The sequence below is a fragment of the Streptomyces sp. NBC_01454 genome (genome assembly GCF_036227565.1).
Taxonomy (GTDB): domain Bacteria; phylum Actinomycetota; class Actinomycetes; order Streptomycetales; family Streptomycetaceae; genus Streptomyces.
The window spans coordinates 485,722-510,279 of sequence record NZ_CP109461.1; the positions used below are offsets into that span (position 1 = coordinate 485,722).

Consider the following 24,558-nt stretch of genomic DNA (forward strand, 5'->3'; position numbering starts at 1 on the left):
CGTGCGAGCGCCAACGGAGGGCGCTTTGGTCACGGTAGAGGTGGCAACTTCGGTTGTCGAACGGCGCCTGGTCGAGGGCGAGTTGTCGTGTCCGGGCTGCGGCGGGGTGCTGGCCCGGTGGGGCTGGGGCCGGTCGCGGAGCCTGCGGGGTCCGGGCGGGGTCGTGGTGGTGCGTCCGCGTCGGGCGAGGTGCCGCTCCTGCGAGGCGACGCACATCCTGCTTCCAGCGTTGTCCCTGGTCAGACGCGCGGACACGGCTGAGGTCGTCGGGGCCGGGCTGGAGCTCGCGGCAGCCGGCTGGGGCTGCCGGCGGATCGCCGGGCGGCTGGGCAGGCCGGTGACGACAGTGCGGGGCTGGCTGCGGTGCTGGTCGCGGCGGGCGGTCCGGGCGACGGCGGTGTTCACCGCGTGGCTGGTCGCGCTGGCGGACGACCCGGCCGCGGTCCTGCCGGCCCCGGCCGGGACGGCGGTCGCTGACGCGGTCAGTGCGGTGACGGGGTTCGCGTTCGCCGCGAGGGCGAGGCTCGGGAAGTTGAAGGTGCCTACCTGGTTGCTGGTGTCGGCGGCCTGCCACGGCCGCCTGCTGGCGCCGGGCTGGCCTCCGGCCTGACCTCCGAAACGATCAACACGAGCTGACCCTGACGAAGATCGTCGGGCTCGGCTCATCCTGGCGGCTGGCATGTCCACAGCCGTTTCAGGAGGGCGCCGGATGGCGTTGGTCGATGAGGAGGAGCGACGGCGGGCCGAACGGGCCCACCAAGTCGCCTTGTTCCGTTACCAGTTGATCCGCGAGGCGGCTGACGCTGCCCTGAGCCCGCGCCAGCGCGGGGCGATGGTCCGCGCGATCGCTGCCCGGGTGCACACCGATCCGTTCGGGAAGCCGGTCAAGATCACGCGCGGGACGGTGGATCGCTGGCTCAAGCTCTGGCGTGAGGGCGGTTTCGACGCGCTGCTGCCGCCGACCCGGCAGGTCACCCCGCGCACGCCGGAGGAGGTGCTGGACCTGGCAGCGGCCTTGAAGCGGGAGAATCCGAGCCGGTCGACCGCGCAGGTGGTGCGGATCCTGCAGCAGCACCTGGGCTGGGGCCCGTCCTACCGCACCGTCCACCGGCACCTTCAGCGCCTGGAACTGCTGACCCGCCCCGACGGGCAGGCGCCGGAGGCGTTCGGCCGGTTCGAGGCGAACCGGCCGAATGAGCTCTGGGTCGGGGATGCCCTCCACGGGCCGAAGATCGCAGGTCACAAGGCTTATCTCTTCGCGTTCGTCGACGACCACAGTCGGGCGGTGGTCGGGCACCGCTGGGGCGGCGCCGAGGACAGCGTCCGACTGGCGGCGGCGCTTCGGCCGGCACTGGCCGCCCGCGGCGTCCCCGAGGGCGTCTACGTCGACAACGGCTCCGCGTTCGTGGACTCCGCCCTGCTCAGAGCCTGCGCGAGGCTCGGGATCAAGCTGATCCACTCGACGCCGGGGCGCCCGCAGGGCAGGGGCAAGATCGAACGCTTTTTCCGCACTGTCCGGGAACAGTTCCTGGTCGAGGTCGACACGGAGAAGGTCACCGACCTGGCCATGCTCAATCGCCTCTTCACAGCCTGGGTCGAGCAGGTCTATCACCGGCGGGCGCACTCCGAGACGGGGCAGCAGCCGCTGGAGCGGTGGATGGCCAGCGCCCCGTTCCCGGTCCCCACCCCGGACGCGTTGAGGGAGGCTTTCCGCTGGTCAGAGCTGCGGAAGGTCGCCAAGACCGCCACGGTCTCACTCCAGTCCAACACCTACAACGTCGACGCCTCGCTGGTCGGCCGGCAGGTCGAGCTCGTCTTCGACCCCTTCGACCTGACCGACATCGACGTCCGCTTCGGCGGACGCTCGTTCGGCAAGGCCATCCCGCACCAGATCACCCGGCACGCGCACCCCAAGGCCAAGCCCGAGACCCCCGTCGCGGCCCCGCCGGCGCCGACCGGGATCGACTACCTCTGCCTGATCGACACCGAGCGCACCAGGGAACTCGGGCAGCGGATCAACTACGAGGTCTTCCTGCCCGGCCAGGCCCAACCGACCGAAGCCGTCGACCTGACCGAGGAAGGCTCGTGACCAGCGGCAACCCGGTCCAGGACCGGCTCGACGAGCTCGACGACCAGGAGACGTCGGCCCGCCTGCTGCTGGAGCGGACGCTGCGGCTGGCCGGCCGCAGGCTCGACCACCACCGGGTCACCGGCCCGGCCTTGCGGCTCGCGGTCCGCTTCCACCGGCGGGCCGAACACGCCGCAGCCGAACTGGACCGCTGCATCGCCCACTTGGAGAGGACGGACGGACGTTGATAGACAAACTGACCGCGCACTGGGGCTTCACGCGCATGCCCTTCGACAAGGACCTGGCCCCCTCGATGCTGCACCGGCACTCCTCCCACGCGCAGGCCGTCGCCCGCATCACCTGGTGCATCGGCGAACGCGCACTGGGGGTGATCACCGGCGAGGTCGGCGCGGGCAAGACCGTCGCGGTCAGAGCGTCGCTGTCCCAGCTGGACCACCCCCGCCACAAGGTGATCTACCTGGCGAACCCCGCGGTCGGCGTCGCCGGGATCCACCACGCGATCGTCGCCTCGCTGGGCGGCGTCCCGCGTCCGCACAAGTCGACGCTGATCCCGCAGGCCACCGCCCTGCTGGCCACCGAGAACAACGAGCGCGGCCGCGTCCCCATCCTGATCATCGAGGAGGCACATCTCCTGGACCACGAGCAGCTGGAGGCGATCCGGATGCTGACCAACGACGAGATGGATTCCAACAGCCCGCTGGCCTGCCTGCTGATCGGCCAGCCGACCCTGCGGCACAAGATCAAACTCGGTGTCCTGGCCGCCCTGGACCAGAGGATCCAGGTCCGCTACAACATGCCGTCCATGACCGGCGAGGAGACCTCCTCCTACCTGGTCCACCACCTCGCGCTCGCCGGCCGCAGCGACACCCTGTTCACCGACGACGCGATCACGCTGATCCACGACACCGCCCGCGGCTTTCCCCGCGCCGTCAACAACCTCGCCGTCCAGGCCCTGCTGTCCGCCTACGCCGAGGGCAAGCCCATCGTCGACGAGACCAGCGCCCGCGCCGCCGTCGCCGAAGTCACCGCCGAATGACGACCGCGCCCACCATAGGCACCGTCAACATCCCAGTGACACGATGAAGATCAAACAGCCCGCCGGAACCCCACCGGCGGGCTCTTCTCATCCCCGAACATCACCATCGGGAATGGCAAACCCGTCACGATTTTGAATGGCACCCAACACCGTGGAGGACGTACGGATCTTTCAGCGTGACTGCTGTGGGGTTGGAGGCGAAGGTCGCGATGCTCATGGCTGTTCCCAGGGTGGTTCGACCAGGTCGAGGAGGGCGTCGGGCAAGGACTGCTCTTGTGCTTTGCTGACTTCGGCCGGGGAGAACTTGGCGAGGATGTCTCGCCGGACGGCGACCCATGCAGGGCCGTAGCGTTTCCACCAGTCGTCCTCGCTCATGCGTTGGCGCAGGCCCCCCAGGGCTTCCAGCAGGGCCAGGAGTCGGGGGAGATGATCGCGGGTGACCAGGCAGTTTCCGCAGTGGAAGCAGGCAAGGAACGAATCGCCGCAGGGTGCTCCGGTCTCCGGGTTGTGGTCGTGGTCCTCGCAAGCCGTCCAGGCGGTGTCCAGGTTCCCGTCGGAGAGATCGCGGGCCGTCTGCGGGGCGAGTCCTGCTTCCTCGAGCTGCTGGGCGGAAGCGTCGTCAGTGATCACCTTGGGGCCGCCACCGCGACGTCCCGCCACCGCGGCATGGGCGTCCAGGGCAGCTTGCTCCGCATCCCCGAGAGCCTCGGTGATCACTTCCTCTCCCCACTCGCGGGTGGCTTCGTCGGGCTTGAGGTAGTTGGCGAACAGGACCTGGGCGGTGTTGCTCTTCGCCGACGAGGGCAGGTGGCCACCAAGCTGGCGAGTCCGGCGGGCGTCCATGCTGGTTTTGATCTTGTTAAAGGTCACGACCAGCGGGACCGGAGGCTCTTTCCCCGAGCCGTCTTGTGTGGCCTTCGCTTTCGCAGAAGGCCGCGGATCAGCGACTACTGGTTTGGTCCTCGAGGCCGCCCATGCGGACATCTCGATCTTAGAACCGCGTCCGAGGTCCATCTCGAACGGAGCGAAGTGCTCCGACCGGTTGCGCTCTGCGACGGCCCAGTTGTTGCGCCAAAAGCAGAAGGCCGCGGTGGAGCCGCAGAATTCCCGGCTGCGGCCCGTCAGCTCGAGCAGGAGAAGGTAGAGGCCGCCGGGGGTGTGCAGTTCACGCGACTTGGGACCGATTTCCCAGGTCACCGTCTCGAACCACTGCTGGACTCCATGGCGTCGTTTCACCAGGACGAGCTCGACCGCCCGGTCCTCCAGCAGCCGGTGCCTGACCGGAAGTTCCTTGAGGCTTTCCCCGTTGCGTTCAGTGACCACCGCGAGGAGAGCCATCAAAGGCGCCAGATCCGCCCAAGTCATGAACAGGTGTCCCGCGAGATCGGCTCTCCGACGGAGCCAGTTTCTGTCGCCCTCCAGCAGAGGGACCTCGCCGGTCTCCGCGATGCGGATAAGGGTCTCCCCTAATTCCCGCTGCTGGGCATCCAGTTTTCCGGGGTCGTCCCGTGCCTGACGCAGAAGCTGTTCGCCGGCACGAATACGCCGAGAGATCCGGGCCACGTCCGCTCGGGCCGCGGCCGTCAGCCGATCTAACTCGCCTCGCGAGTAGCCTCCGACTCCCGACTGCTTGAGCCTGGTCAGCCGGCGGTTGAAGGCGTCCCATGCGTCAGCAGGAAGGCGGCGGGAAATCCGCTCGTTTTCGAACTGCTTGCTCATCTCGCGCATTTGGATGTGCCGTGTACTCTCGGCAGAACCTGGTCGAGTGTAGAAGGCATCCACATGTTCGCGGGTCAGTTCATCGACGGTTTTCGGCGGCTGCTCCAGCGAGACCAGGAACTGGATCCAGGCTTTGGCCGAGGCCCAGCTGGTCCGACATCCCGACAGAGTTCGGATTCCACCGCTGTGCCCGACCCTCAAAGCCAGGGCCTCAGCCAGAATCGGATGCCAGCCGGGCATCGCCAACGGCCCGAAGTCGTAACTGGCCTGGCGGTCGTCATCACCATGGAAGTCGACGATCAAGCCGCCCGTGTGTCCTTCCCGGACCAGCGGCGGCGCTTCGTAGCCACTGGGTGGAAGGGCCGACGGGCGTCCTGGACCAGTGCTGCCACGGCCCCGGCTTGTCACGCCGATACCTCCCTGGGCAGATCCTGCGGCGGCGTCTCGTTCCCGAAACTCCCCAGCGGCGTGTCCCGGGGGTCCTCCCAGGTGTCAGGGACCAGGGCCATACGCGTCTCCATCTCCAGCTCCTGCAGGGCATGCAGATAGATCAAGGTCGAAAGCTGCGAAGCATGGCCGAGCCTGCGCCGGATCCAGTCCATGGGATCTCCGAAGATCCGCTGGTAGTGAAGTCGTTGAGCCTGATTCATGTCGGCGAGATCGGCGATGTGGCCGCGCTGGAGCTTGTGTCAACGGCCATGTAGTTCTCCCCAGAGGCGGCCAGTAGTTCTCCCCACTGACGGCCAGCAGAAGTTCCCCAACGGCGGCCAGATATCACCCCGCCTCGGGGGGTGTGGGTCAGCTGAAGGGCTTCACTCCCTTTCCTGTGGTGGCCTCGGTGAGTCGAAACGAATCACCCTGAGTGACTGTGACGTGGGCATGGTGAAGTAGCCGGTCGACGGTCGCGGTGGCCAGGGTCTTCGGCATGATCTCGTCGAATCCTGAGGGGTGGAGGTTGCTCGAAACGGCGATCGAACGTCGCTCGTATGCGGCATCGACCAGGCGGTAGAAGCCTTCGGCGGCGTCCGGGGAGACAGGCAGCAGCCCGATGTCGTCGACGATGATCAGGTCCGAGCGGATGATTCTCGCCAGGGCCCGGGCGATGGAGTCGTCCGCGCGGTGGCGGCGGACCAGTGCGCCGAGTTCCTCGATCGTGAACCAGGCGACGGTCAGGCCGGCTTCGACCGCGGTCTGTCCGAGGGCCTCGGTGAAGTGGCTCTTTCCCGTGCCGCTTGGGCCGCAAATGCAAAAATTCTCGCGGCGGCCGACCCATTCCAGGGATTTCAGGGCGTCCTGGGTGGCCCGGGGTATGGACGATTCTGTCTCGTGCCAGTCGCCGAAGGTCTTGCCGGTGGGGAACCCGGCCCGCTTGCGGCGGGTGTGCAGGTTGGCGCGGTCGCGTCCGGCGGCTTCCTCGGAAAGAAGGACGCGGACGACCTCGGCTGGGTCCCAGCGTTGGGCCTTGGCGGTGGGGATGATGTCGGTCAACGACCTGCGGATGTGAGGGAGTTTGAGTCTGCGGGTCAGCTCGATGGACTCGGCGAGCGGGTCGCCGCCCGAGCCGGGAACGGTGCGAAGAGGGGCGGCCATCAGGAGAGATCACTTTCGTCGTACTCGGAAACATCCGAAGCGGTGGCGGGCAGGCCGAAGGCGGACCAGGACGAGGTGCCGGGCTGCAGCGAGTGTTCCTCGCTGCGGCGGACGGGCTCGGCCCGTTCGTGGACGGCCTGGTAGTCGAGGATGGACAGCAGGTCCTTGTCCGCGAAGCGAGCGGTGACCGCGGCGGTGCCCAGCGCGCGGTCAACTTCCGCCACTGAATAGAGCTTTGAGAAGGCGACGGCCTCGGTCATCTTCGCCCTGATCCGGCGCACTCCGGATGCTCCGGCCTCGACAAGCCAGCTCGCGGCGCCGGGACCGAGGGCGAGGAACGCGACCTCCTCGACGGAGGTGGCCTTCGGGGTCCGGTCACCTTCCTTGTCCTCACGCGGCGGGTAGTGGGCGTCATCCAGGACCGGCGAGCCCGCCTGGCCGCGCGGGTGGCGGGCGACCTCGCGGGCCGAGCCGTGTTCGTCGACGGCGGTGACGACCAGTTCGTCGCCGTGGAAGCGGGCCCAGACCCGGCTGTCGATCAGCTCGTGCGGGACCGAGTAGCGGACCGCTTCGACTGAGATCGTCGACTCCCAGGTGACCCGGCGGGTTGTGCCGAAGGTGGCGGTGAATGGGCGCCGCGGCAGCGGGTGAAGACGCTGGCGTTCCTCCGCGAGCCGGTCGGCGGGCTTGGTCCGAGTCGCCCTGTGAGTACGGGAGTTGACCTCATCGCAGAAGGCCCGGCAGGCCGCTTCGAGCTCGCCGAAGGTCTTGTATTGCTCGCGGAGATTCACGTCCTTCGGGACGAGATCGGCCTTCGCGATCTTCACGGTCGACTCCGAGCCGCCCTTGGTCTCCGGGTCCGCCGGCAAACACGTACGTATGGTCGTGCCGTAATGGCGGGCGACCTCGACGATCTCCGGGTTGCGGACCGCGATCCCGGCGACATGGTCGGTGGTCACCGTCTTCTCGTTGTCCGTGAGCACGTAGGCCGGCACCCCGCCGAGTCTGCGGAAGGTGGCATCCAGAGCCGCGGTGATCGTCGGCAGAGTCTTGTCCCAGATCGGGATCACCACGCGGAAACGGGACCAGGCCAGCCATGCGCAGAACAGTGTGGTCTTGCGGCCCTTGATCACCGGCCCGTCGCCGAAGTCGTACTGAAGCCAGAGCCCCGGCTCGGTCACCCACGGCCGATAGATCCGCCGCCGACCCGCCCTGAACTGGGCTTTCGCCTCGGCGACCGTGCGCCGAGTGGTGCGTTCTCCGCCCGCGAAGCCCATCGCGGTGATTCGCTTGTGGACCACGTCCGCGCGGACCTTGCCCTGCGAGCGGACCACCAGTTCCTCGATCTTCGGCAGATAGTCGTCGATCGCGCGGGTCCGGTGACGGTGCTGATCAGGGTTCTGACCAGCGGCCCGCATCTTCACATACCGGGCCACCGTGTGGTGGTCGCACCCGGCCAGCTCCGCCGCGGCGCGGTAACTGCCCGTGAGGTCGTAAGCCTCAAGGATTTCCATGATCTCGTGTGCCACGAACGCGGAAGGAGCGCGCAATGTAGGCAAGCTCTCTCAAAGCGATGCTATGTGAGAGATGAAGGAATTGGCCCTTCGTTGTGTCCTGAACGTCAGAGGCAGCTCTGTGTAGGCAGAGCTGCTGAAACGGTGCTATGTGAAAGATAAAGGCGTGGCCCTTCGAAGTCGCCCTGCGGGGGGAGGCTTCAAACCGCCTCATGCTGCGTTGGGTTGAAGACCGTCGTGGTGAGCGATGAGGAAAAGGCGTCGTAAGAGGCGTCAGGTGGGGATCAGGAAGACGAGCGCAAGCGAATCGTTGCTGAAGTGTCGTTACAAATCAAACCGACATCAAAACCGAAGTACCGAAGGATCTTCGGGATTAGCCTGGCGGGTGCCCGTCTATTGGCCAGGTGGTGTCCGGCATGCAGACGACGTGAATCTGATCTGCTGCTTTCACATGGAACAGGAGAAGGCGTGCCCCGACACAGTCTGCCTCAGACGGGGCGGACAAGAGGGAGCGTCCCAAGTGACTGAAACCACAAGGGATTGAGTACCGGCGCGGGGCGCGCTGGCGGACCGGTTCGTAGTAGTGACGAAGCCCCTGTAATGGGGGTGGAGCGAAGGGGCCGGGCCATTCGTGACTGTGTGCATTTGATCAACCGGACGCTCTCCGGGAGGACTCAATGGACAAGTTGAAATCGTCAGGCAAGTCGTTCGAGATTTCGAAGCGGGAGGTCTGGGAGGCATACGAGGGAGTCAAGGCGAACAAGGGTGCACCGGGAGTGGACGGGCAGTCCATCGATGACTTTGAGAAGGATCTGAAGAATAACCTCTACAAGATCTGGAACAGGATGTCGTCCGGGACGTATTTCCCGCCTCCGGTGCGCGCGGTGGAGATTCCCAAGGCACACGGCGGGGGCACGAGAATTCTAGGCGTGCCCACTATTTCCGACCGGGTGGCCCAGACCGTGGTGGCACGACATCTCGGAGTCCGGGTGGAGCCTGTGTTCCATGCGGACTCATACGGGTATCGGCCCGGACGGTCTGCGCTGGATGCGGTGGAACGCTGCCGGGAACGCTGTTGGAAGAAGGACTGGGTCATCGATCTCGATGTCCAGAAGTTCTTCGACAGTGTCCGGTGGGACCTCATCGTCAAGGCAGTGGAAGCCAACACCGATGCCGTTTGGGTGATTTTATATGTCAAGCGGTGGCTCCAGGCGCCGCTGCAACTACCCGACGGCACCTTGCAGAAGCGGACCCGGGGGACTCCCCAGGGTTCGGCGGTATCGCCCGTGCTCGCGAACCTGTTCATGCACTACGCGTTCGATACTTGGCTGGCGCGGGAGTTCCCGACCGTCCAGTTCGAACGGTACGCGGATGACGCAGTCGTGCACTGCGTCTCCGAGTGGCAGGCCCAGCAAGTGCTGGCCGCACTCGGGAACAGGATGGAGGAGGTCGGGCTGCGACTGCACCCCGACAAGACCAAAATCGTGTATTGCAGAGATGGAAACCGACGTGGCTCGTATGAACACACGTCGTTCACCTTCCTGGGATTCACGTTTCGCGCGCGTAAGGCGCAGAACAGGCACGGCGGCTACTTCGCGTCGTTCCTGCCGGCGATCAGCAAGGACGCCCAGAAGAAGATCAGCGGCGAAGTGCGCAGTTGGGGGCTTCACCGCAGATCGGATCTCTCCTTCGTGGAGCTCGCCAGACGGATCAATCCGATCGTGGCGGGCTGGATGAACTACTACGGCCGGTTCTACCGGACTGCGATGTATCCCCTCCTGGCACGCATCAATGCCTACTTGGTGCGATGGATCCGCAAAAAGTACGAGCGATTGGCAGCGTTCAAGAAGGCCATTCGGGCATTTTGGGGGGCAGCGGATCGCTACCCCCGCATGTTCGCGCACTGGAAATGGTCCGTCTCGGCGCGGAAGGTCTGGTGATCAGGATGGCAAGAGCCGTGTAACGAGAGATTGTTACGCACGGATCTGTGAGAGCCGAGGGGTGAAATTCCCCTCGGCTACTCGGCGAGCCGCCTTGCAGGAGGAGGCTTCAAACCCCCACATGCTGCGGAAGCGGTGACGCGACCGTGGTGAGCGATGTGGAAAAGGCGCCCGAGAGGCGTCAGGTAGGGATCAGGAAGACGAACGCAAGTGAACCACTGCTGAAGTGTCGTTATGGAGAATCAAGTGGCATCGAAACCGGGCCCTGAGATTGTGTCCGGGATAAGCCTGACGGGAAACCTGTCTACTGGTCAGGCGGTGTCCGGCATGGAGGTGGCGTGAGCCTGATCTGCCGCTCTCGCATGGAACGTGGGAAGGCACGTCCCGACACAGCACTCGCCCAAGGGGAGTGCGAGAGGGAGCCCTCCAAGCGGCTGAACCGCAAGGAGCTGAGTACCGTCGCGGGACGCGTTGGCGGACCGGTCCGTAGTAGTGCCGAAGCCTCTGTAATGGGGGTGGAGCGAAGGGACCGGGTCATCCGTGGCTGTGTGTGTCAGGTCAACCGGACGTTCTCCGGGAGGAGCCGATGGACAAGCTGAAAGCACCGGACAAGCCGTTCAGTATCTCCAAGTGGGAAGTACTGGAGGCATATCGGGAGGTGAAAAGGAATCAGGGAGCACCAGGGGTGGATGGGCAGTCCATCGACGACTTCGAGGAGGATCTGAAGGGCAACCTTTATAGAATCTGGAACAGGATGTCGTCAGGGACGTACTTTCCTCCTCCGGTGCGTGCGGTGGAGATCCCGAAGCAGCATGGTGGAGGCACGAGAATGCTCGGCATTCCCACCGTGGCGGATCGTGTGGCGCAAACCGTAGTAGCCAGACACCTGGCAGTCCGCGTGGAGCCTGTGTTCCACAAGGATTCCTACGGATATCGACCTTATCGGTCGGCCCTTGACGCGGTGGAAACCTGCCGACGGCGCTGCTGGAAGGACAACTGGGTTATCGATCTCGATATTCAGAAGTTCTTCGACAGCGTCCGGTGGGACCTCGTTGTCAAGGCTGTGGAGGCTCACACCGACGCCGTTTGGGTGAAGTTGTATGTTAAGCGGTGGCTCGAAGCGCCGCTTCAACTGCCCGACGGCACCTTGCAGAAGCGGAGCCAAGGAACCTCTCAGGGATCGGCGGTTTCGCCCGTGCTGGCGAACCTGTTCATGCACTACGCGTTTGACATGTGGCTCGCCCGGAACCACCCGGACGTCACGTTCGAACGCTATGCCGACGACGCGGTCGTGCACTGCATCAACATCCGCCAGGCGCGGAGGGTGTTGGCAGGGCTCACGGACAGGATGGAAGAAGTCGGGCTGCGGCTGCATCCCGACAAGACCAGGATCGTGTACCTCAAGGATGGGAGGCGACGTGGCTCGTACGAGAACACGTCGTTCACCTTCCTCGGATTCACGTTCCGAGCCCGCGGGGCGCGGAACAGGGACGGTGAGAACTTCACCAGCTTCCTGCCCGCGATCAGCAAGGACGCCAAGAAGAAGATCAGCCGGGAAGTCCGCTCGTGGCGGCTGCACCGGAAGACCCAGTTCACCTTCACCGAACTCGCCCAGCGGATCAACCCCGTTGTACGCGGGTGGATGCAGTACTTCGGCGCGTTCTGTCGCTCCGCGCTGTATCCCCTCCTCCAGCGCATTAATGCCTACCTGTTGCGCTGGGTCCGCAGGAAGTACAAGCGGCTCCGGGCATTCAAGAAGGCCCACAGGTGCTGGAAACGCGTGATCCGCCAGTACCCCAGGCTCTTCGCCCACTGGGCATGGATGCCGGACGTGTGGTGACCAGGACGACAAGAGCGGAGTGACGAGAGATTGTCACGCTCCGTTCTGAGGGAGCCCGGAGGTGAGATCCCTCCGGGCCACCCGACCCTGCTGTTCTTCACCCGCTCAAGCGTCGCCGAGCAGGACCTGTCGGGGCGAGCGGGGAGAAAACTGGCCGTACGCGGGGAACCCCGTGGCCATCAGTGGGGCCTTAAATGGCCGCCTATGGGGAGCTTGTCACGGCCGCCGTCAGAGCTGTTCGAGGGTGATGACCGCGAACGTGTGACGCAGGAGGTGTGCATGAGCTCGCAGAGCCAGGCCGGTCTCCTCGCATCGGCGGTTGGCGTCGGTGAACATGTCCTTCCACGTCGACAAGGACAACGGCAGCCCGCTCTCGCCGAGCCAGAACATCGCGGGCTCGAGGCCGTCCTCGGTATCCACCAGGAGCCGGCGCCGCTCGCGCGGGTTGAGGAGCCTGACGTTCACCTTCTCGCTGCGGTTGATGCCGCTCGTGTACCGAGCCATGTGTGGGGTTCGCGGATCATCGATCACGATCGGACGCCGGATCTTTCCGTAGCGGCCCGCGTCACGGGCCTCCTCGACGACCCACCGTCGGTCCGCAGCCTCGTAGGCGGTCAGATCCCGCCGAACCGACGCAGGCTCGTAAACCCAGCGTCCCGAGTTCCGCTTGGCGATCGCCCCAGGCAGCCAGAACCTGCTGTAGCCCGCCGGACCGGGCCCCGTCGGGACTTCCAAAATGATGCGACTGGCCTGCTCCTCCAGCCTCATCCCCGTGCGGACCAACGAGTCGCTGAAGGCACCATTGCGCGATGCCCACCGGCCGCGGAAGTTGTCCCGGGGCAGGCCCTCGAGGTCATAGCCGAGGACGCCGACGTTCCGCCACCGGCGGTATGCCGGTGCAGGCAGCCACTCGAAGGCTTCCTTGCCGCCTTGATCGTGGGAGTACGACGCCGGCACCGTGTCCACATCGTCGTCCGGCACCGGGTTCCGTCGGTCTCGGCCGTTCTTCTCCTCGCCCTTCGAATCACGCCGGGGCCGCTGTGGGATCGGGACTGACGGGACCCAGGATTTGGACTTCGCGAAAACGTAGAACTGCTGGATGTGAGAGATCTCCTGGCTCCACGTGTCGCCATCAACGCGGGGCCCACCTGGATCACGGCGACGCCAGTGGTGGTAAGCCGCGTGATCCTCCTCGGTCGCGTCCCGCCAGTCCTTCCCGCCACGGCTCTTGTGCAGGAAGTTCAAGTTCCGACAGAGAGGCGACGCCCGGTTGAGCTGGCTGTTCAGCGGACCCGCCATCAGGTTCACCCGATGGAAGTACGAGTTCAGGTCCGTGTCGTAGACGAAGCACGGCGACAACAGGTACGGCGTCCCATCAGGAATGCCCAGGTCGTCGAGCCAAAGCTCCCACTCGTCCGAGGAAAGCTGCAGGTGCCAGGGCTGCGGCTCAGGCTGCGGTAGGTCCCGCGAGGTGTAGTGCACTGACCAGGCGTCTTGTCTCAACACCCGCGGACCGTACATCCACCCGGTCAGTGACCGAGCGTGCACAAGTGAGCGAAGACGCCCAGCAGGGAACGCCGGGACGCAGAAGAGGACGGAGGCACGGGTAAGACCCTTTCTGTCGAACGCGGTCGCGGGAGGTGGTCGGTGCCGGTCTACCGGCCGGGGGAGGCGTACGGCTGGAAGAGGGCGCGGGTGTGATCGAGCGGGAGGGCGGGGTTCCAGGCGGTCAGGCACTGGGCGCTGGGCACGAACAGCGGCTGGGGCAGCGCGGTAAGAGGCCAGAACCGCCAGGATCCGATGGCCTCCTCTCGTTGCTGGGGAATGCCGGACCAGCGGGTGATCAGGACGGGCACCGTCAGCCGTACGACGTCGCCCACCTGGTCCAGGAGCGTGCCCAGCACCTGTACGTCGTCGGGCTCGGCGACGAGGCCGGCTTCCGCGGATGGCGGCCTCGGCGAAGGTCTCGCCCGGTTCGACGGTCCCGCCGGCGAGCTCCCAGGTACGGCGCCGGTGTCGGCCGAGCAGGATGCCGTCCGGGCCGTACACGATCACACCGACCCCGAGGGCGGTGTTCGGCGGGGGAGGGGTGTTGGTGCGGGGACGGCTCGGCACGCGTTCCGGACGGCGAGCGGTGTACAGCCGGTAGGAGACCGCGTTGTCCGCCGTCGGGGAGTCGATCGCCGTGACCGATTCCAGGGTGAGGCCGTGCTGGACCAGGAGGTCCTCCCACAGCTGCACCCTGAGGACCCACATACTCACGGGGTGGTCCTGGGTTGTGCCGGGCAGTCGCAGGATCTCGGGGCGCGCGGTCACCTCGTTCGAGGGCCCGGCGCCGTCCGAGTTGGTGTGCAGCGCGGAGAAGACCAGGCGTCCGCCCGGTTTGAGGCCGTTGGCCAGGGCGGGCAGCAGCCGGTTGGGGTCGAGGTACGGCACGGAGCAGACGGAGTAGATCAGGTCGTACGGGTCGGCAGCGCGCAGGTGGGCGACGGCGTCGGCGCACACAGGTGCAGGCCGGGGTGGTCCGGGTAGCGGGTGAGGGCGCGCTGGTGCTGGGCGGGTGCGGCGTCGACGGCGGTGACCTTGGCGCCCAGGGCTGCCAGGTTCGCGGCGTGCCGGCCAAGGCCGCTGCCGAGGTCGAGGACACGTAGTCCAGCCATCTCGCCGAGGGCGTTGATGCCGGGGCCGGTCTCCGGGATTCCCCAGTCCCACCGGTCCAGTTCGGGCAGCTGAAGTCCTCTGGTGATCTGGTGGGTGCCGTAGGTGTTCCAGATTTCGAGGGTGTCCTTCTCGGTGGTCACCGAGTCCTCCATCGGCAAGGGGTGAGTGGGGGTCAGGGGTGCAGGGCGTAGCAGCGGAGCACGTCAAGGTCGGCGGCCTGGACAGCGGACCAGCCGGAGGTGAGGAATTCGGTCTCGGCGGGGCTGATCCCGAGACCGTGGAGGGGGTCGGTGTTCTCGCGGCGTCCGGCGATCTCGGTGACCACCCAGAACGTCCCGCCCGGGACAAGGAGGTGGCGGACGCGGTTGAGGAAGGCCGCCTTGTCGTCCATCCACCGGTAGACCAGACGGCAGGTGATGACCGCATACGCGGGCTCCGGCAGTGCCGTGAGGTCGCTGGTTGTGATGTCGGCGCACCGCCACGCCGGACCGGGGGCGGGGCCTTCGTCGTGGGCGGCGGCGAGTGCGACGGCGCTGGGGGAGATGTCGATGCCGGTGGTGCGGTATCCGAGCTCGTGGTGAAGGTGGCGGGCCAGGGTGCCGTCGCCGCAGCCGAGGTCAAGGGCGGGGCGGCCGCGGCCGGGGCCGAGGTATTCGTCCATCAGCCGCTTCTCGGGGCCGTCGAGCTGCCGGTAGCGGCGACCGCTTACCCAGAGCGGGTCCCAGTACGCGGCGGTCGAGGTCGTCGTCATGCGGCTCCTTCACGGGCGGGCGGCACGGCGGTGCGCGCGGGCGGGACGGGCATGTCCCGCAGGGCGCGGACAGGGGAGACGAGCAGAAGGATCACGGGGACGATCTGGAGGACCGCTCCGACGGTGAGGGTGCCGCGGACGCCGAGGAAGAGGACCAGGGCGCCGGCTGCCGCCGCGGCCAGGGGTCGGGCTCCGGCGGTCACCGTGGTGCTCGCGGCCTGCATGCGGCGCAGGTTTGTTCCCGCAGAGATCGTGTCCCTCGCTGGTCGTGTCCCTTTGGGGAGTGGCCGACGACTGGGGTGGTGTCGCGTTCCGGCACCACATCGTGTCTCCATCCTCGTTCGAGCCTGTGATGAAGCGCACACTGCATGGTCTTGGCTGCTTGTCGAACTTTCGCTGAGGCGGGTTCGTAGCGGAACGGACTCGATGAGCACCGTCATGCCGCGCGCTTGAACAGGCCCCGGCCGCCTGAGCGCCCAGACAGCCCGAGGAGTTCGTGCAGCGCGGTGCCGCCCTCTGCCCAGCGCCGAAGCTTCTCCCGGTCGACCCAGTGGACACCGTGCCGGTCGCCCCAGGCCATTGCGTCGCGCGTGATGGTGCCGTTGGTGATGACGACCGCGTGATTGGCTCCATGGGCCGGCCCGGCCGTCCCTTTCACCGCGTACATCACCGACGATCCAACCTTCCCGCCGACGCGCGTGTGCTTGGCTTGTACGACGATCCGGCCGCGCTGGGGATGGTCACCGATGACGTCGGCGACCTGATCGCCACCGCCGCCTACACGGCGGGCCGGCCAGCCGTCACGAACCAGCAGATCCCTCAGGGCGTACTCGAACTGCCGGTCGTCCATGCCGTCGAACTCGGCCAGGGTGATCCGCAGAACGGCCAGTCGCTCGGCGTCACGACGCCGCCCACCCGCGGCCTGGGCGGTCCGCCACGCGGCGATAGCCGCGGCCAGCAGTGCGAGAGCCAGTACGACAGGCCAGGCATCCTTCAGAGCGTTGGCGGCCGCGGCAGCCATCCTGACGACCAGGACAAGGACGGCCACCGCCACAATGGCGGCCGAGAGGACCTCAGCCGCGCCGCAGACGCGGCCGTTTACGCCCCATCAGCGGACGGCCGGGGCGGAGACGGCCGGCTGCGGATCCGCGGGCGGAGGCGTCGTGGCGGTGCTCTCGCCGAAGCCGAATACCTGCCCCCACAGCCAGGCACCGGCCAGCAGGCCGGCGATCATCCAGCCGCTCATCCGCTTCGCGCTCCCGGGCTTCGGATTGCGGCGGTTGTGCGCGCGTACCCGGTGGAAGCCGTCCGGCACCTTCGACATGGGGTCCCCTCCCGTCGGCGGACCGCGGGCGCGGCCCATCCCTCGGGAATTTGTGTAGCAGCGGGCTCTGACAGAAACTGATGGATCATCACGACGCCGAGCCGGGCCAGGGCGTCATCAAGCCACCGGCCCCATGCCGCACGGCTGGCCATCACGCCGGGGGTCTGATCCGTTGACCTCGGCGGACAGGGGGATCAGGGCTGGCTCTGCCGCCACCGCTGCGCGCCGGGTCGGAGAGGCCTAGCCATTGGGTGTCTCTCACCTGCGGAAACGGCCCCGGCGGCGTTCGGTGGTGCGCCGATGAGGAATGGCGAGAAGCAGCGGAGCGCACTGGGTGCGGCAATGCGCCGGTGCCGCCCCTGGGCTGCGGTTCTTTGCGGGGTGTCTCCGATGGGCAGTCGGTAAGGGGCTTGCGGGGCGTGGGCCGACAGGCCGGGCGGTCGGCGGGGGCCGGAGACGGTCAGCGCTCACGGACCGGGTTGCGAGCTGCCGTGTACGGGCTGTCTCATGCCATCCGACAGTCCGCGCCCGCAGGCTGTCGGAGCAAGCAGCAAGCAGCAAGTAGCAAGCCGAGGGCGAGCACGATGACCACGGTCAACTCCTCGTCGAACCGTCTTCGGCCGTTCGCGACAGCATGGTGGCGTGCGCAGGTGGTGAACGATGCCGGACTCGTACAGCCCCCTCAATGACGTCGTCCGCGAACTCGGCAGAGTCTCAGTCGAGATCCGCACCACCACACCCCGCACCTGATTCCCCCGCTTCGCGTCGGCCGTCTGCGAAGCAGACGGCCGACGAAGTCGAGAGGACAGCGATGAGGCGGCCGGACGTCGCTGCGTCCTGTGCCTGTTTGCACGCTTCCCAGGCCGGTGATCGGAGTGGCTGACATGCCGGTGGCCATCACCCGGAGCGGGCGGTGCCGGCGACGGATCCTGCGGGTCAGGCGCCGACGAGTTCTTCCAGGACGTCTTCCATGGTGACGAAACCGAGCACGGTGCCCTTGCTGCCGGTGACGGCGGCGAGGTGGGTTCCGGCCGCGCGCATGGCGGTCATGGTGTCGTCGAGCGGGGTGTCCAGGGCGACCTTTGTGATCGGGTGGAGGGCGCTGCGGGAGAAGGGCGCGGTGCGGTCGGTGAGGCCGAGGGCGTCCTTGATGTGCAGGTAGCCGAGGATCTCCTCACCTGGTCCGGTGACGGGCAGGCGGGAGAAGCCGTGCGCCGCTGCCGCCCGCTCGAGGCCCTGGGGGGTGATGTCGTGGGTGACGGTGACCATGCGGTCGAGGGGGACCATGACTTCGCCGGCGGGGCGGGTGCCGAGCTCGAGTGCGTCTTGCAGGCGTTCGCCGTCCTCGGGTGTGAGGAGGCCGGCGGCGCTGGAGTCCTTGATCAGGCGGGTGAGTTCGTCGTCGGTGAAGACGGATCCGACTTCGTCCTTGGGTTCGACCTTCAGCAGCCGTAGCAGGGTGTTGGCGAAGGCGTTGATGCCGAAGACGAACGGGCGCAGAGCTCGGGTGAGGGCGACCAGCGGCGGCCCGAGGAGCAGGGCCGTGGGGGCCGGGGCGGCGAGCGCGATGTTCTTCGGGACCATCTCGCCGATCAGCATGTGCAGGTAGGTGGCGAGGGTGAGCGCGATGACGAACGCGATCGGGTGGATCAGCGCTTCGGGGACGCCGACCGAGTGGAACGGGGGTTCCAGCAGGTGGGCGATGGCGGGTTCGGCGACCGCGCCGAGGACGAGGGAGGAGACGGCGATGCCGAGTTGGGCGGTGGCCATCATCGCGGAGAGGTGTTCAAGTCCCCACAGGACCGTTTTGGCCCGGAGGTTGCCCTTGCGGGCTGCCGGTTCGATCTGGCTGCGCCGTACGGAGATCATGGCGAACTCGGCGCCGACGAAGAAGGCGTTGGTGATCAGGGTGAAGGCGCCGATCAGCAGCTGGAGGGCGGTCATCGGCTCTTCTCCTTGGCCCGGGTGGGTGCGGTGGCCGGTGCGGTGATCGCGACGCGGTCGGCGCGGTGGTGCTCGATGTCGAGTACGGACAGTTCCCAGCCGTCGACGGTGAGGGTGTCGCCCTGGGCGGGGATGCGTGCCAGGCGGGTGGCGATCAGGCCGGCGAGGGTCTCGTACGGGCCTTCCGGTGCGGTGAGGCCGATCTCTTCGAGCTCGTCAACGCGGACGCTGCCGTCCGCCTCCCATACCTGGCGGCCGTCGTGGTCGGGTGCCTGGATGAGGTCGGGGACTTCCATGGGGTCGTGCTCGTCGCGGACCTCGCCGACGACCTCTTCGATGATGTCCTCGACGGTGGCGACGCCGGCGGTGCCGCCGTACTCGTCGATGATCACGGCCATGGTGCGGGCTTTGCGCAGCCGTCCCAGGAGGGTGTCCACGGGCAGGGAGTGCGGCACCAGCAGGGGCTCGGTCATCAGGTCAGTGACCGGGGTGAGCTGCCGCTTGTCCTCCTCCAGGGCGAGGACGTCGCGGATGTGGACGGTGCCGATGACCTGGTCCAGGGCGTCGCGGTAGACGGGGAAGCGGGACAGGCCGGTGGCCAGCGTGAGGTTCGCGGCGTCCGCGACGCTGGCGTGTGCCTCCAGGGCCTGGACATCGATCCGCGGGGTCATCACGTTCTCGGCGGTCAGCTCGGCCAGGTGCAGGGTTTTGACGAACAGCTCCGCCGAGTCCGCCTCGATCGCGCCCTCGCGGGCCGAGTGCTGAACGAGCGCGACCAGCTCCTCGGGCGTGCGGGCGGAGGCCAGCTCCTCGGCTGGCTCCAGGCCGAAGCGGCGCACCAGACGGTTCGCGGTGCTGTTCAGGTGCCGGATCAGCGGTCCGAAGGCGGCAGTGAAGGCGCGCTGAGGCCCGGCGACGACCTTCGCGACGGCCAGTGGACGAGAGATCGCCCAGTTCTTCGGCACCAGCTCGCCGACCACCATCAGGACGACCGTGGACAGGGCCACGCCCAGCAGGGTCGCAGTGGTGGAGACGGCACCCGCGGGCAGGCCGGCGGCCTCCAGGGGGCCGCGCAGCAGGGCGGAGACGGACGGCTCGGCGAGCATGCCGATCACCAGCGAGGTCACGGTGATGCCCAGCTGGGCACCCGAGAGCTGGAAGGTGAGCCGCTTGGCGGCCGCCAGGGCGCTCTCGGCGCCCCGTTCACCGGCCTTGGCGGCGCGTTCGAGCTCACTGCGCTCGACCGTGGTCAACGAGAACTCGGCGGCTACGAACACCGCGCACGCCAGCGTCAGAGCGAGCGCGAGAAGCAGCAGCAGCACTTCGGTCACCGTGCCACCCCCGCTCCCGGCTGATTCATCGGGCAAGGCGTGGCACGGCTCGTACTGGGAGGTTCACCCATTGCGGGTCTGCTGCTCCTTCTTCACTCGATCGGACCGCATCCCGGCCCGATGGATCTGGGCGGACAATTATCCGCACGACAACTGTAAAGGATCAGTAAAGCCCCTGGCCAGAGGAGACGCACAGGACAGGGGTAGGGGTCTTTTCGGACTTTCCCGCCCGATCTCTCGCCCTTGTGCTCCACAGTTGCCTCGTTCTCCTATGCTTCTACATGCTTGTAGATAATGCCAGTGTGGTGCGGGGTACTCCGTGCTGCCCTGGCGCCCATACGCGTGTTCTCGAACACGCGGTGACAGGAGGGGATTGGCATGGCTTCGATCGATCTGGACAAGGTGCTGGACAAGGCGTGGGCGGACAAGAGCCTGCCCGAGGTGCTGGCCGCGCCCGTGTCCGCGCTCAAGGGTGTCTCGGACCGGCAGGGCGACCTGCTCAAGGAAGCGTTCGGCGTCAAGACCGTCGCCGATCTTGCCGACCTGAAGTACGTCGGCTGGGCGCAGGCCCTGGCCGCCCTGGACGCGGCGAAGTAACACCCCGGCCGGCGCGCGGTGCCGCGGAGGGGACCTGCACCCGCGGCGCCGCGCCTACATGAAATCCATACGCACGTAAGACGAAGGAGAACGCCACGATGGTGTTCAAGCGCCTGCTCGGCTCAGTGGGGGTCGGCGGACCCGCAGTGGATACGGTCCTTGCACCGGGAGCCGTCCTGCCTGGCGGCAGCCTGACCGGCGAAGTCCGCCTGACCGGCGGGCGGGCCGACTTCGACATCGAGCACATCACGCTCGAACTCATCGCCCGCGTCGAAGCCGAACACGACGGCGGCGAGCACGAGGGCGCGGCCGCCTTCGAACGTTTCAGTGTCGGCGGCGGTTTCCGCCTCGCCGAGGGCGAGCACCGCACTGTGCCGTTCGCCATCACGCTGCTCTGGGAGACCCCCGTCACTCAGTTGCACGGGCAGCCGCTGGGCATCGTCCTCGGGATCCGTACCGAGCTCGCGGTGGCCGGAGCCAGGGACAAGGGCGACCTCGACCCGTTGGCAGTGGGTCCGTTGCCGGTGCAGGAGGCGATCCTGGAAGCGTTCGGGCAGCTCGGCTTCGGCTTCAAGTCCGCCGACCTTGAATACGGGCGCATCGGCGGCACCGGCCAGCAGCTGCCGTTCTACCAGGAGATCGAGCTCACCCCCGCCCCGCAGTACGCCCACCAGGTCAACGAGATCGAGGTGACCTTCCTCGCCAATCCCGGCGGGATGGAGATCGTCCTGGAGGCAGACAAGCGCGGCGGACTGTTCTCGGGCAGTCACGACGTGCTCGGCCGGCATCACGTCAGCCACGAGGGCGCGGCCCACCGGGACTGGAACGCGGTCGTCGGTTCCTGGATCAGTCAGCTCATCGACGCCCACTCGGCCCGCGTCTCCCATCACCCGTACGGGCACGGCGACATCCACGGCTCCCACGCCCACAAGGACGAGCACGGCCACCACGGGCACGGCGGTCATCACGGCGGCCACCGTTCCGGGCCCGGCATGGGCACCGTCGTCGCCGCCGGTGCCGCGGGCCTGGCCGTCGGCGTGGTCGGCGGCATGGTCGCCGCCGAAGCCGTCGACGAGATCGGCGACTTCTTCGAAGGTGACGACGAGGAAGACGGCGGGGGCGAGGAGGCGTAAGACGCCCGCCTGCACCACCCACCAACTTCTACGTTGGTGTAGAAATGAAGGTGTCCGGGCCGGCCCGTCCGTCCCCGGCCCGGACACCCCTACGACCCAGTGGAGTTGACATGGCCCTGTGGGACCGCATCAAGGAATCCGCCCAGCAGATGCAGACGCAGCTGGACGCGAAGAAGAACGACCTCAAGTCCGGAGCATTCCGCGACGCGTCCATGGCGATGTGCGCGCTCGTCGCAGCCGCCGACGGCACCATCGACCCCTCCGAACGCCAGCGAGTCGCACAGCTGATCGCCACGAACGACGTGCTGCGCAACTTCGACGCCGCAGACCTGCAGCGGCGCTTCGACGAGAACCTCAACAAGCTGACCGCCGACTTCGACTTCGGCAAGGTCAGCGTCCTCCAGGAGATCGCCAAGGCGAAGAAGAAGCCCGCCGAGGCCCGCGCCGTCATCCAGATCGGCATCGTCATCGGCGGCGCCGACGGCGACTTCGACAAGACCGAGCAGGCCGTCGTCCGCGAAGCCTGCTACACCCTGGACCTTCCCCCGCACGAGTTCGACCTCTGAGCCGATCACCGGCCCACCCAGGGTGCCGCTGAGCGCGGCCCGTGTGGCTCGCCGCCCGGCGGGCATCCGGACATGACCAAATGGAGAGAGTGGGGCAGGTATGGAGATCTCCGGTGTGATCAGTGCGATCGTGATCGGCATCGTCGTCGGCACGCTGGGACGGCTCGTCCTGCCGGGGCGCCAGCGCATCGGCCTGCTGTGGACGATCGCGGTCGGCATCGTCGCGGCCTTCGTCGGCACCGGCATCGCCGCGGCCCTCGGGGTCGCGGACACCAAGGGCATCGACTGGATCGAGTGGCTCATCCAGATCGCCCTCGCCGCAGCCGGCGTGACAGCCCTGGAACGCTTCAAGACCCGCCGCTGAGCCCCTCCATGTTTTCGATGCGCGACGAAGCGCATCCGCTTCCCTGAAAGGCTTCCCAATGCTGATGTCAAGCCGCTGCCGTGACAGCGGGTGTGGCTTGGTAGCACGCGCCGTCACGAATCATGGCCCACAGGACATTGATGCGGCGGCGCGCGAGTGCCAGCAGCGCCTGCTTGTGCCCTTTCCCTTCGGCGCGTTTGCGCGCGTAGTACGTCTTCGAGGCCGGACAGTTCTTCAGGCTCGACAGCGCCGAGAGATACATGGCGTTGAGCAGCCCACGGTGGAAACGCCGGGGTCTGCGGAGGTTCCCGCTGACGCGGCCGGAGTCGCGCGGGGCCGGCGCCAGGCCGGCGTAGCCGGCAAGCCGGTCGGCGCTGCCGAAGGCGTCCATGTCGCCTCCGGTGGCGGCGATGAACACGGCCCCCATCTGCTTGCCCATGCCGGGCAGGCTGAGGATCACCTCGGCGTGCGGATGCTCGCGAAGCCGGGTCTCGATCAGGGCATCGACTTCAGCGATCTCCTCATCAAGGGCCATCACCCCCTTCGCGAGGCGGACCACCATGGCGGCGGCCAGCTTCTCGCCGGGCAGCGCGGTGTGCTGTGCTTCAGCGGCCTCCACCGCCGTCCGGGCGAGGGCCGCGGCACTGCGGACCTTGCGGTTGCGCAGCCACGTATCGATGCGCTTCACGCCGCTGCGGCGGATCGCCGCCGGGGTCTGGTAGCCCGTCAGCAGAACGACGGGACCCTTGTTCGTCAGCTCCAGCTCGCGCTCCAACGCCGGAAAGATCTCAAGCAGTTGGGCCCGCAGCCGGTTTATCTGGCGAGTGCGGTCGCACATCAGGTCGGTGCGGCGGCCGGTCAGGGTGCGCAGGTCCACGGCGATCTCGTCGCCGGGCCGCAGCTGGCCCAGGTCGCGGCGCATTCGGGCTTGGTCGGCGATGACGAAGGCGTCCTTGGCGTCCGTCTTGCCTTCGCCCCTGTAGGAGGCCGAAGCGCGGTGCACGGTCAAGCCGGTGATGTAGACCATCGGCTGGTCGTGGCTGAGCAGCAACCCGATCAGCAGGGCAGCTCCGCCGTGGTTGAGGTCGACCGCCCACAGCACATCGGTATCGAGCGCCAGGACGTCCCCAATCAGTTCCAGCAGGGCCGTCTCGTCGTTCAGGATCCGGCGGGACAGCAGCCGTTCGCCGTCCGCATTGATCACCACGCAGTGGTGATGTTCCTTGCCGATGTCCACTCCGGCCCATATTCGGGGCACGGTCACCTCCGCCAGCTCGTCGCGCTCTTGCAGCCCAGCAGACGACCTCGCCGACGTTGCCCTACACAGCGATCGAGTCGCATCTCCCAATTGGCGGTCGAGTCGTCGCGGGGCTCCGGGCGGCCAAGCCTTTCCAGCCATCTCACGGCGCAGCCATGACAGCCATACCCAGAGCCCCTGGGTCCCGCTGATCTTACGAGTGACCAGTTCGAACCACGATCAAGAAAGTAGGGCACGTCCATGAGTGACACCCTGTACCCGGGTGATGAAATTGGTCTCGGTCAATCCCTGCAGGGCGGCGCCTACATCCTGACGCTGCAGAGCGACGGCAACCTGGTGCTCTCCGAGCCGGGCGGCGTCGTGTGGGCGACCGACACCCACGAGCAGGGAGTTCAGCGAGCGGTGCTCCAGCAGGACGGCAACTTCGTGCTGTACACCGACGACGGCCCGGTGTGGGCCACCGACACCAACGGAGAGGCCGCCGACCGGCTGGTCGTACAGGCCGACCGCAACGTGGTGCTGTACGCCGTGGACGGCAGCCCGCTGTGGGCGTCGGACACCAACACCGACAATCCGATCGCCGTCGAAGAACCGGCTGAGGCCCCGGCCGCCGAAGAGGTATCCCCGTTCGTCCCGGAGCCGCGCACCTACACCGTCGAACCCGGCGACACCCTGTGGGACATCGCCGAACGCTTCTACGGCGACGGCAACCGCTACCACGACATCGCCGCTGCCAGCGGCATCGACAACCCGGACCTGGTGGACGTCGGCCAGGTGCTGACGATTCCGTAGTCCCCGGCCGCAACGACGAAAGGCCCCGACCTCGACGTCGGGGCCTTCCGTCGTTGCGGCCGCAGCCCTGGACAGCGGCGCGTCGATGTGTGCACGGACCCACACGTGC

Annotated in this window: 26 protein-coding genes and 1 pseudogene; 12 read left to right on the plus strand and 15 right to left on the minus strand. The window is 67.2% G+C overall.

Annotation, left to right across the window (positions count from 1 at the left end; all coding sequences use genetic code 11):
* Positions 1-229: 229 nt before the first annotated feature.
* The 4 genes from OIU81_RS38960 to OIU81_RS38975 all read left to right on the plus strand — a co-directional run bounded on the left by OIU81_RS38960 (position 230) and on the right by OIU81_RS38975 (position 3,125).
* Positions 230-610, plus strand: coding sequence for a helix-turn-helix domain-containing protein (locus OIU81_RS38960; protein ID WP_329142555.1), 381 nt, complete (start codon positions 230-232; stop codon positions 608-610).
* 99 nt (positions 611-709) lie between these two features.
* The gene (locus OIU81_RS38965; RefSeq protein WP_329142554.1) at positions 710-2,089 is read left to right on the plus strand and encodes a DDE-type integrase/transposase/recombinase; all 1,380 of its coding nucleotides are present in this window, start codon (positions 710-712) and stop codon (positions 2,087-2,089) included.
* Positions 2,086-2,316 (plus strand): hypothetical protein, encoded by a 231-nt coding sequence (locus tag OIU81_RS38970; protein ID WP_329142553.1) that lies wholly within the window; start codon positions 2,086-2,088, stop codon positions 2,314-2,316. The genes OIU81_RS38965 and OIU81_RS38970 overlap by 4 nt, the downstream gene beginning before the upstream one ends.
* Positions 2,317-2,351: 35 nt before the next feature.
* A complete protein-coding gene (locus tag OIU81_RS38975; protein ID WP_443074900.1) occupies positions 2,352-3,125 on the plus strand; it encodes an ExeA family protein in 774 nt (257 codons plus the stop codon).
* A gap of 213 nt (positions 3,126-3,338) precedes the next feature.
* Here OIU81_RS38975 and OIU81_RS38980 read toward each other — a convergent pair whose 3' ends face one another.
* Together OIU81_RS38980 and OIU81_RS38985 are read right to left on the minus strand one after the other, a co-directional pair.
* Positions 3,339-5,147, minus strand: coding sequence for a hypothetical protein (locus OIU81_RS38980; RefSeq protein WP_329143137.1), 1,809 nt, complete (start codon positions 5,145-5,147; stop codon positions 3,339-3,341).
* A 101-nt stretch (positions 5,148-5,248) separates the two neighbouring features.
* Positions 5,249-5,398, minus strand: a complete 150-nt coding sequence (locus tag OIU81_RS38985; protein WP_329143135.1) for a hypothetical protein — start codon at positions 5,396-5,398, stop codon at positions 5,249-5,251.
* 18 nt (positions 5,399-5,416) lie between these two features.
* Between OIU81_RS38985 and OIU81_RS38990 the strand changes: the two genes are divergently transcribed.
* On the plus strand, positions 5,417-5,548 hold the full coding sequence (locus OIU81_RS38990; protein ID WP_329143133.1) for a hypothetical protein: 132 nt from the start codon (positions 5,417-5,419) through the stop codon (positions 5,546-5,548).
* 94 nt (positions 5,549-5,642) lie between these two features.
* Here OIU81_RS38990 and istB read toward each other — a convergent pair whose 3' ends face one another.
* Both istB and istA read right to left on the minus strand, forming a co-directional pair.
* A complete protein-coding gene (gene istB, locus OIU81_RS38995) occupies positions 5,643-6,434 on the minus strand; it encodes an IS21-like element helper ATPase IstB (RefSeq protein WP_329143130.1) in 792 nt (263 codons plus the stop codon).
* Positions 6,434-7,948, minus strand: coding sequence for an IS21 family transposase (gene istA, locus OIU81_RS39000; RefSeq protein ID WP_329154844.1), 1,515 nt, complete (start codon positions 7,946-7,948; stop codon positions 6,434-6,436). Before istA ends, istB begins: the two co-directional genes overlap by 1 nt.
* A gap of 677 nt (positions 7,949-8,625) precedes the next feature.
* On the opposite strand from istA, the gene ltrA (OIU81_RS39005) reads away from it, so the two are divergent.
* Positions 8,626-9,888 carry a group II intron reverse transcriptase/maturase gene (ltrA, locus tag OIU81_RS39005; RefSeq protein ID WP_329143128.1) on the plus strand — a complete coding sequence of 421 codons (1,263 nt, stop codon included), beginning with the start codon at positions 8,626-8,628 and terminating at the stop codon, positions 9,886-9,888.
* Between the two features lie 586 nt (positions 9,889-10,474).
* Positions 10,475-11,728: a group II intron reverse transcriptase/maturase gene (gene ltrA / locus OIU81_RS39010; RefSeq protein ID WP_329143125.1), complete on the plus strand. Its 1,254-nt coding sequence runs from the start codon at positions 10,475-10,477 to the stop codon at positions 11,726-11,728.
* Positions 11,729-11,956: 228 nt separating this feature from the next.
* Here the strand turns inward: ltrA (OIU81_RS39010) and OIU81_RS39015 are convergent, their stop codons facing one another.
* The 10 genes and pseudogenes from OIU81_RS39015 to OIU81_RS39060 all read right to left on the minus strand — a co-directional run bounded on the left by OIU81_RS39015 (position 11,957) and on the right by OIU81_RS39060 (position 19,739).
* On the minus strand, positions 11,957-13,210 hold the full coding sequence (locus tag OIU81_RS39015; RefSeq protein ID WP_329155614.1) for an integrase: 1,254 nt from the start codon (positions 13,208-13,210) through the stop codon (positions 11,957-11,959).
* A gap of 173 nt (positions 13,211-13,383) precedes the next feature.
* A complete protein-coding gene (locus OIU81_RS39020; RefSeq protein ID WP_329155612.1) occupies positions 13,384-13,632 on the minus strand; it encodes a hypothetical protein in 249 nt (82 codons plus the stop codon).
* Positions 13,633-13,729: 97 nt separating this feature from the next.
* Positions 13,730-13,984: pseudogene (locus tag OIU81_RS39025) on the minus strand (methyltransferase); the annotation flags it as partial.
* A gap of 197 nt (positions 13,985-14,181) precedes the next feature.
* Complete coding sequence (locus OIU81_RS39030; RefSeq protein ID WP_329143124.1) at positions 14,182-14,529, minus strand: class I SAM-dependent methyltransferase; 348 nt, start codon at positions 14,527-14,529, stop codon at positions 14,182-14,184.
* A 32-nt stretch (positions 14,530-14,561) separates the two neighbouring features.
* The gene (locus OIU81_RS39035) at positions 14,562-15,140 is read right to left on the minus strand and encodes a class I SAM-dependent methyltransferase (protein ID WP_329143122.1); all 579 of its coding nucleotides are present in this window, start codon (positions 15,138-15,140) and stop codon (positions 14,562-14,564) included.
* On the minus strand, positions 15,137-15,364 hold the full coding sequence (locus tag OIU81_RS39040) for a hypothetical protein (RefSeq protein WP_329143120.1): 228 nt from the start codon (positions 15,362-15,364) through the stop codon (positions 15,137-15,139). Before OIU81_RS39040 ends, OIU81_RS39035 begins: the two co-directional genes overlap by 4 nt.
* A gap of 212 nt (positions 15,365-15,576) precedes the next feature.
* A complete protein-coding gene (locus OIU81_RS39045) occupies positions 15,577-16,197 on the minus strand; it encodes a restriction endonuclease (RefSeq protein WP_329332057.1) in 621 nt (206 codons plus the stop codon).
* 51 nt (positions 16,198-16,248) lie between these two features.
* Positions 16,249-16,464: a hypothetical protein gene (locus OIU81_RS39050; RefSeq protein WP_329143116.1), complete on the minus strand. Its 216-nt coding sequence runs from the start codon at positions 16,462-16,464 to the stop codon at positions 16,249-16,251.
* 936 nt (positions 16,465-17,400) lie between these two features.
* Complete coding sequence (locus OIU81_RS39055) at positions 17,401-18,408, minus strand: hemolysin family protein (protein ID WP_329143114.1); 1,008 nt, start codon at positions 18,406-18,408, stop codon at positions 17,401-17,403.
* On the minus strand, positions 18,405-19,739 hold the full coding sequence (locus OIU81_RS39060) for a hemolysin family protein (protein WP_329143112.1): 1,335 nt from the start codon (positions 19,737-19,739) through the stop codon (positions 18,405-18,407). Before OIU81_RS39060 ends, OIU81_RS39055 begins: the two co-directional genes overlap by 4 nt.
* Before the next feature lie 378 nt (positions 19,740-20,117).
* Here OIU81_RS39060 and OIU81_RS39065 point away from each other — a divergent pair, with 378 nt between their 5' ends.
* The 4 genes from OIU81_RS39065 (at position 20,118) to OIU81_RS39080 (ending at position 22,399) form a co-directional block, all read left to right on the plus strand.
* Positions 20,118-20,336 (plus strand): hypothetical protein, encoded by a 219-nt coding sequence (locus OIU81_RS39065; RefSeq protein WP_267843147.1) that lies wholly within the window; start codon positions 20,118-20,120, stop codon positions 20,334-20,336.
* Between the two features lie 98 nt (positions 20,337-20,434).
* Positions 20,435-21,469, plus strand: coding sequence for a sporulation protein (locus tag OIU81_RS39070; protein ID WP_329143108.1), 1,035 nt, complete (start codon positions 20,435-20,437; stop codon positions 21,467-21,469).
* Between the two features lie 110 nt (positions 21,470-21,579).
* A complete protein-coding gene (locus tag OIU81_RS39075) occupies positions 21,580-22,035 on the plus strand; it encodes a tellurite resistance TerB family protein (protein WP_329143107.1) in 456 nt (151 codons plus the stop codon).
* A gap of 100 nt (positions 22,036-22,135) precedes the next feature.
* Positions 22,136-22,399: a GlsB/YeaQ/YmgE family stress response membrane protein gene (locus OIU81_RS39080; RefSeq protein ID WP_329143105.1), complete on the plus strand. Its 264-nt coding sequence runs from the start codon at positions 22,136-22,138 to the stop codon at positions 22,397-22,399.
* A 67-nt stretch (positions 22,400-22,466) separates the two neighbouring features.
* On the opposite strand, the gene OIU81_RS39085 is transcribed toward OIU81_RS39080, so the two are convergent.
* Complete coding sequence (locus OIU81_RS39085; RefSeq protein WP_443074118.1) at positions 22,467-23,657, minus strand: IS110 family transposase; 1,191 nt, start codon at positions 23,655-23,657, stop codon at positions 22,467-22,469.
* Between the two features lie 240 nt (positions 23,658-23,897).
* Between OIU81_RS39085 and OIU81_RS39090 the strand changes: the two genes are divergently transcribed.
* Positions 23,898-24,449 carry a LysM peptidoglycan-binding domain-containing protein gene (locus tag OIU81_RS39090; protein WP_329143101.1) on the plus strand — a complete coding sequence of 184 codons (552 nt, stop codon included), beginning with the start codon at positions 23,898-23,900 and terminating at the stop codon, positions 24,447-24,449.
* Positions 24,450-24,558: the final 109 nt, after the last annotated feature.

Coding starts and splice junctions, on each gene's coding strand:
- OIU81_RS38965 (WP_329142554.1), top strand. CDS start 710: ATGGCGTTGGTCGATGAGGAGGAGCGACGGCGGGCCGAACGGGCCCAC.
- OIU81_RS38975 (WP_443074900.1), top strand. CDS start 2,352: ATGCCCTTCGACAAGGACCTGGCCCCCTCGATGCTGCACCGGCACTCC.
- OIU81_RS38990 (WP_329143133.1), top strand. CDS start 5,417: ATGGCCGAGCCTGCGCCGGATCCAGTCCATGGGATCTCCGAAGATCCG.
- istB (WP_329143130.1), bottom strand. CDS start 6,434: ATGGCCGCCCCTCTTCGCACCGTTCCCGGCTCGGGCGGCGACCCGCTC.
- istA (WP_329154844.1), bottom strand. CDS start 7,948: ATGGAAATCCTTGAGGCTTACGACCTCACGGGCAGTTACCGCGCCGCG.
- ltrA (WP_329143128.1), top strand. CDS start 8,626: ATGGACAAGTTGAAATCGTCAGGCAAGTCGTTCGAGATTTCGAAGCGG.
- ltrA (WP_329143125.1), top strand. CDS start 10,475: ATGGACAAGCTGAAAGCACCGGACAAGCCGTTCAGTATCTCCAAGTGG.
- OIU81_RS39035 (WP_329143122.1), bottom strand. CDS start 15,140: ATGACGACGACCTCGACCGCCGCGTACTGGGACCCGCTCTGGGTAAGC.
- OIU81_RS39040 (WP_329143120.1), bottom strand. CDS start 15,364: ATGCAGGCCGCGAGCACCACGGTGACCGCCGGAGCCCGACCCCTGGCC.
- OIU81_RS39050 (WP_329143116.1), bottom strand. CDS start 16,464: ATGTCGAAGGTGCCGGACGGCTTCCACCGGGTACGCGCGCACAACCGC.
- OIU81_RS39055 (WP_329143114.1), bottom strand. CDS start 18,408: ATGACCGCCCTCCAGCTGCTGATCGGCGCCTTCACCCTGATCACCAAC.
- OIU81_RS39065 (WP_267843147.1), top strand. CDS start 20,118: ATGGCTTCGATCGATCTGGACAAGGTGCTGGACAAGGCGTGGGCGGAC.
- OIU81_RS39070 (WP_329143108.1), top strand. CDS start 20,435: ATGGTGTTCAAGCGCCTGCTCGGCTCAGTGGGGGTCGGCGGACCCGCA.
- OIU81_RS39075 (WP_329143107.1), top strand. CDS start 21,580: ATGGCCCTGTGGGACCGCATCAAGGAATCCGCCCAGCAGATGCAGACG.
- OIU81_RS39080 (WP_329143105.1), top strand. CDS start 22,136: ATGGAGATCTCCGGTGTGATCAGTGCGATCGTGATCGGCATCGTCGTC.
- OIU81_RS39090 (WP_329143101.1), top strand. CDS start 23,898: ATGAGTGACACCCTGTACCCGGGTGATGAAATTGGTCTCGGTCAATCC.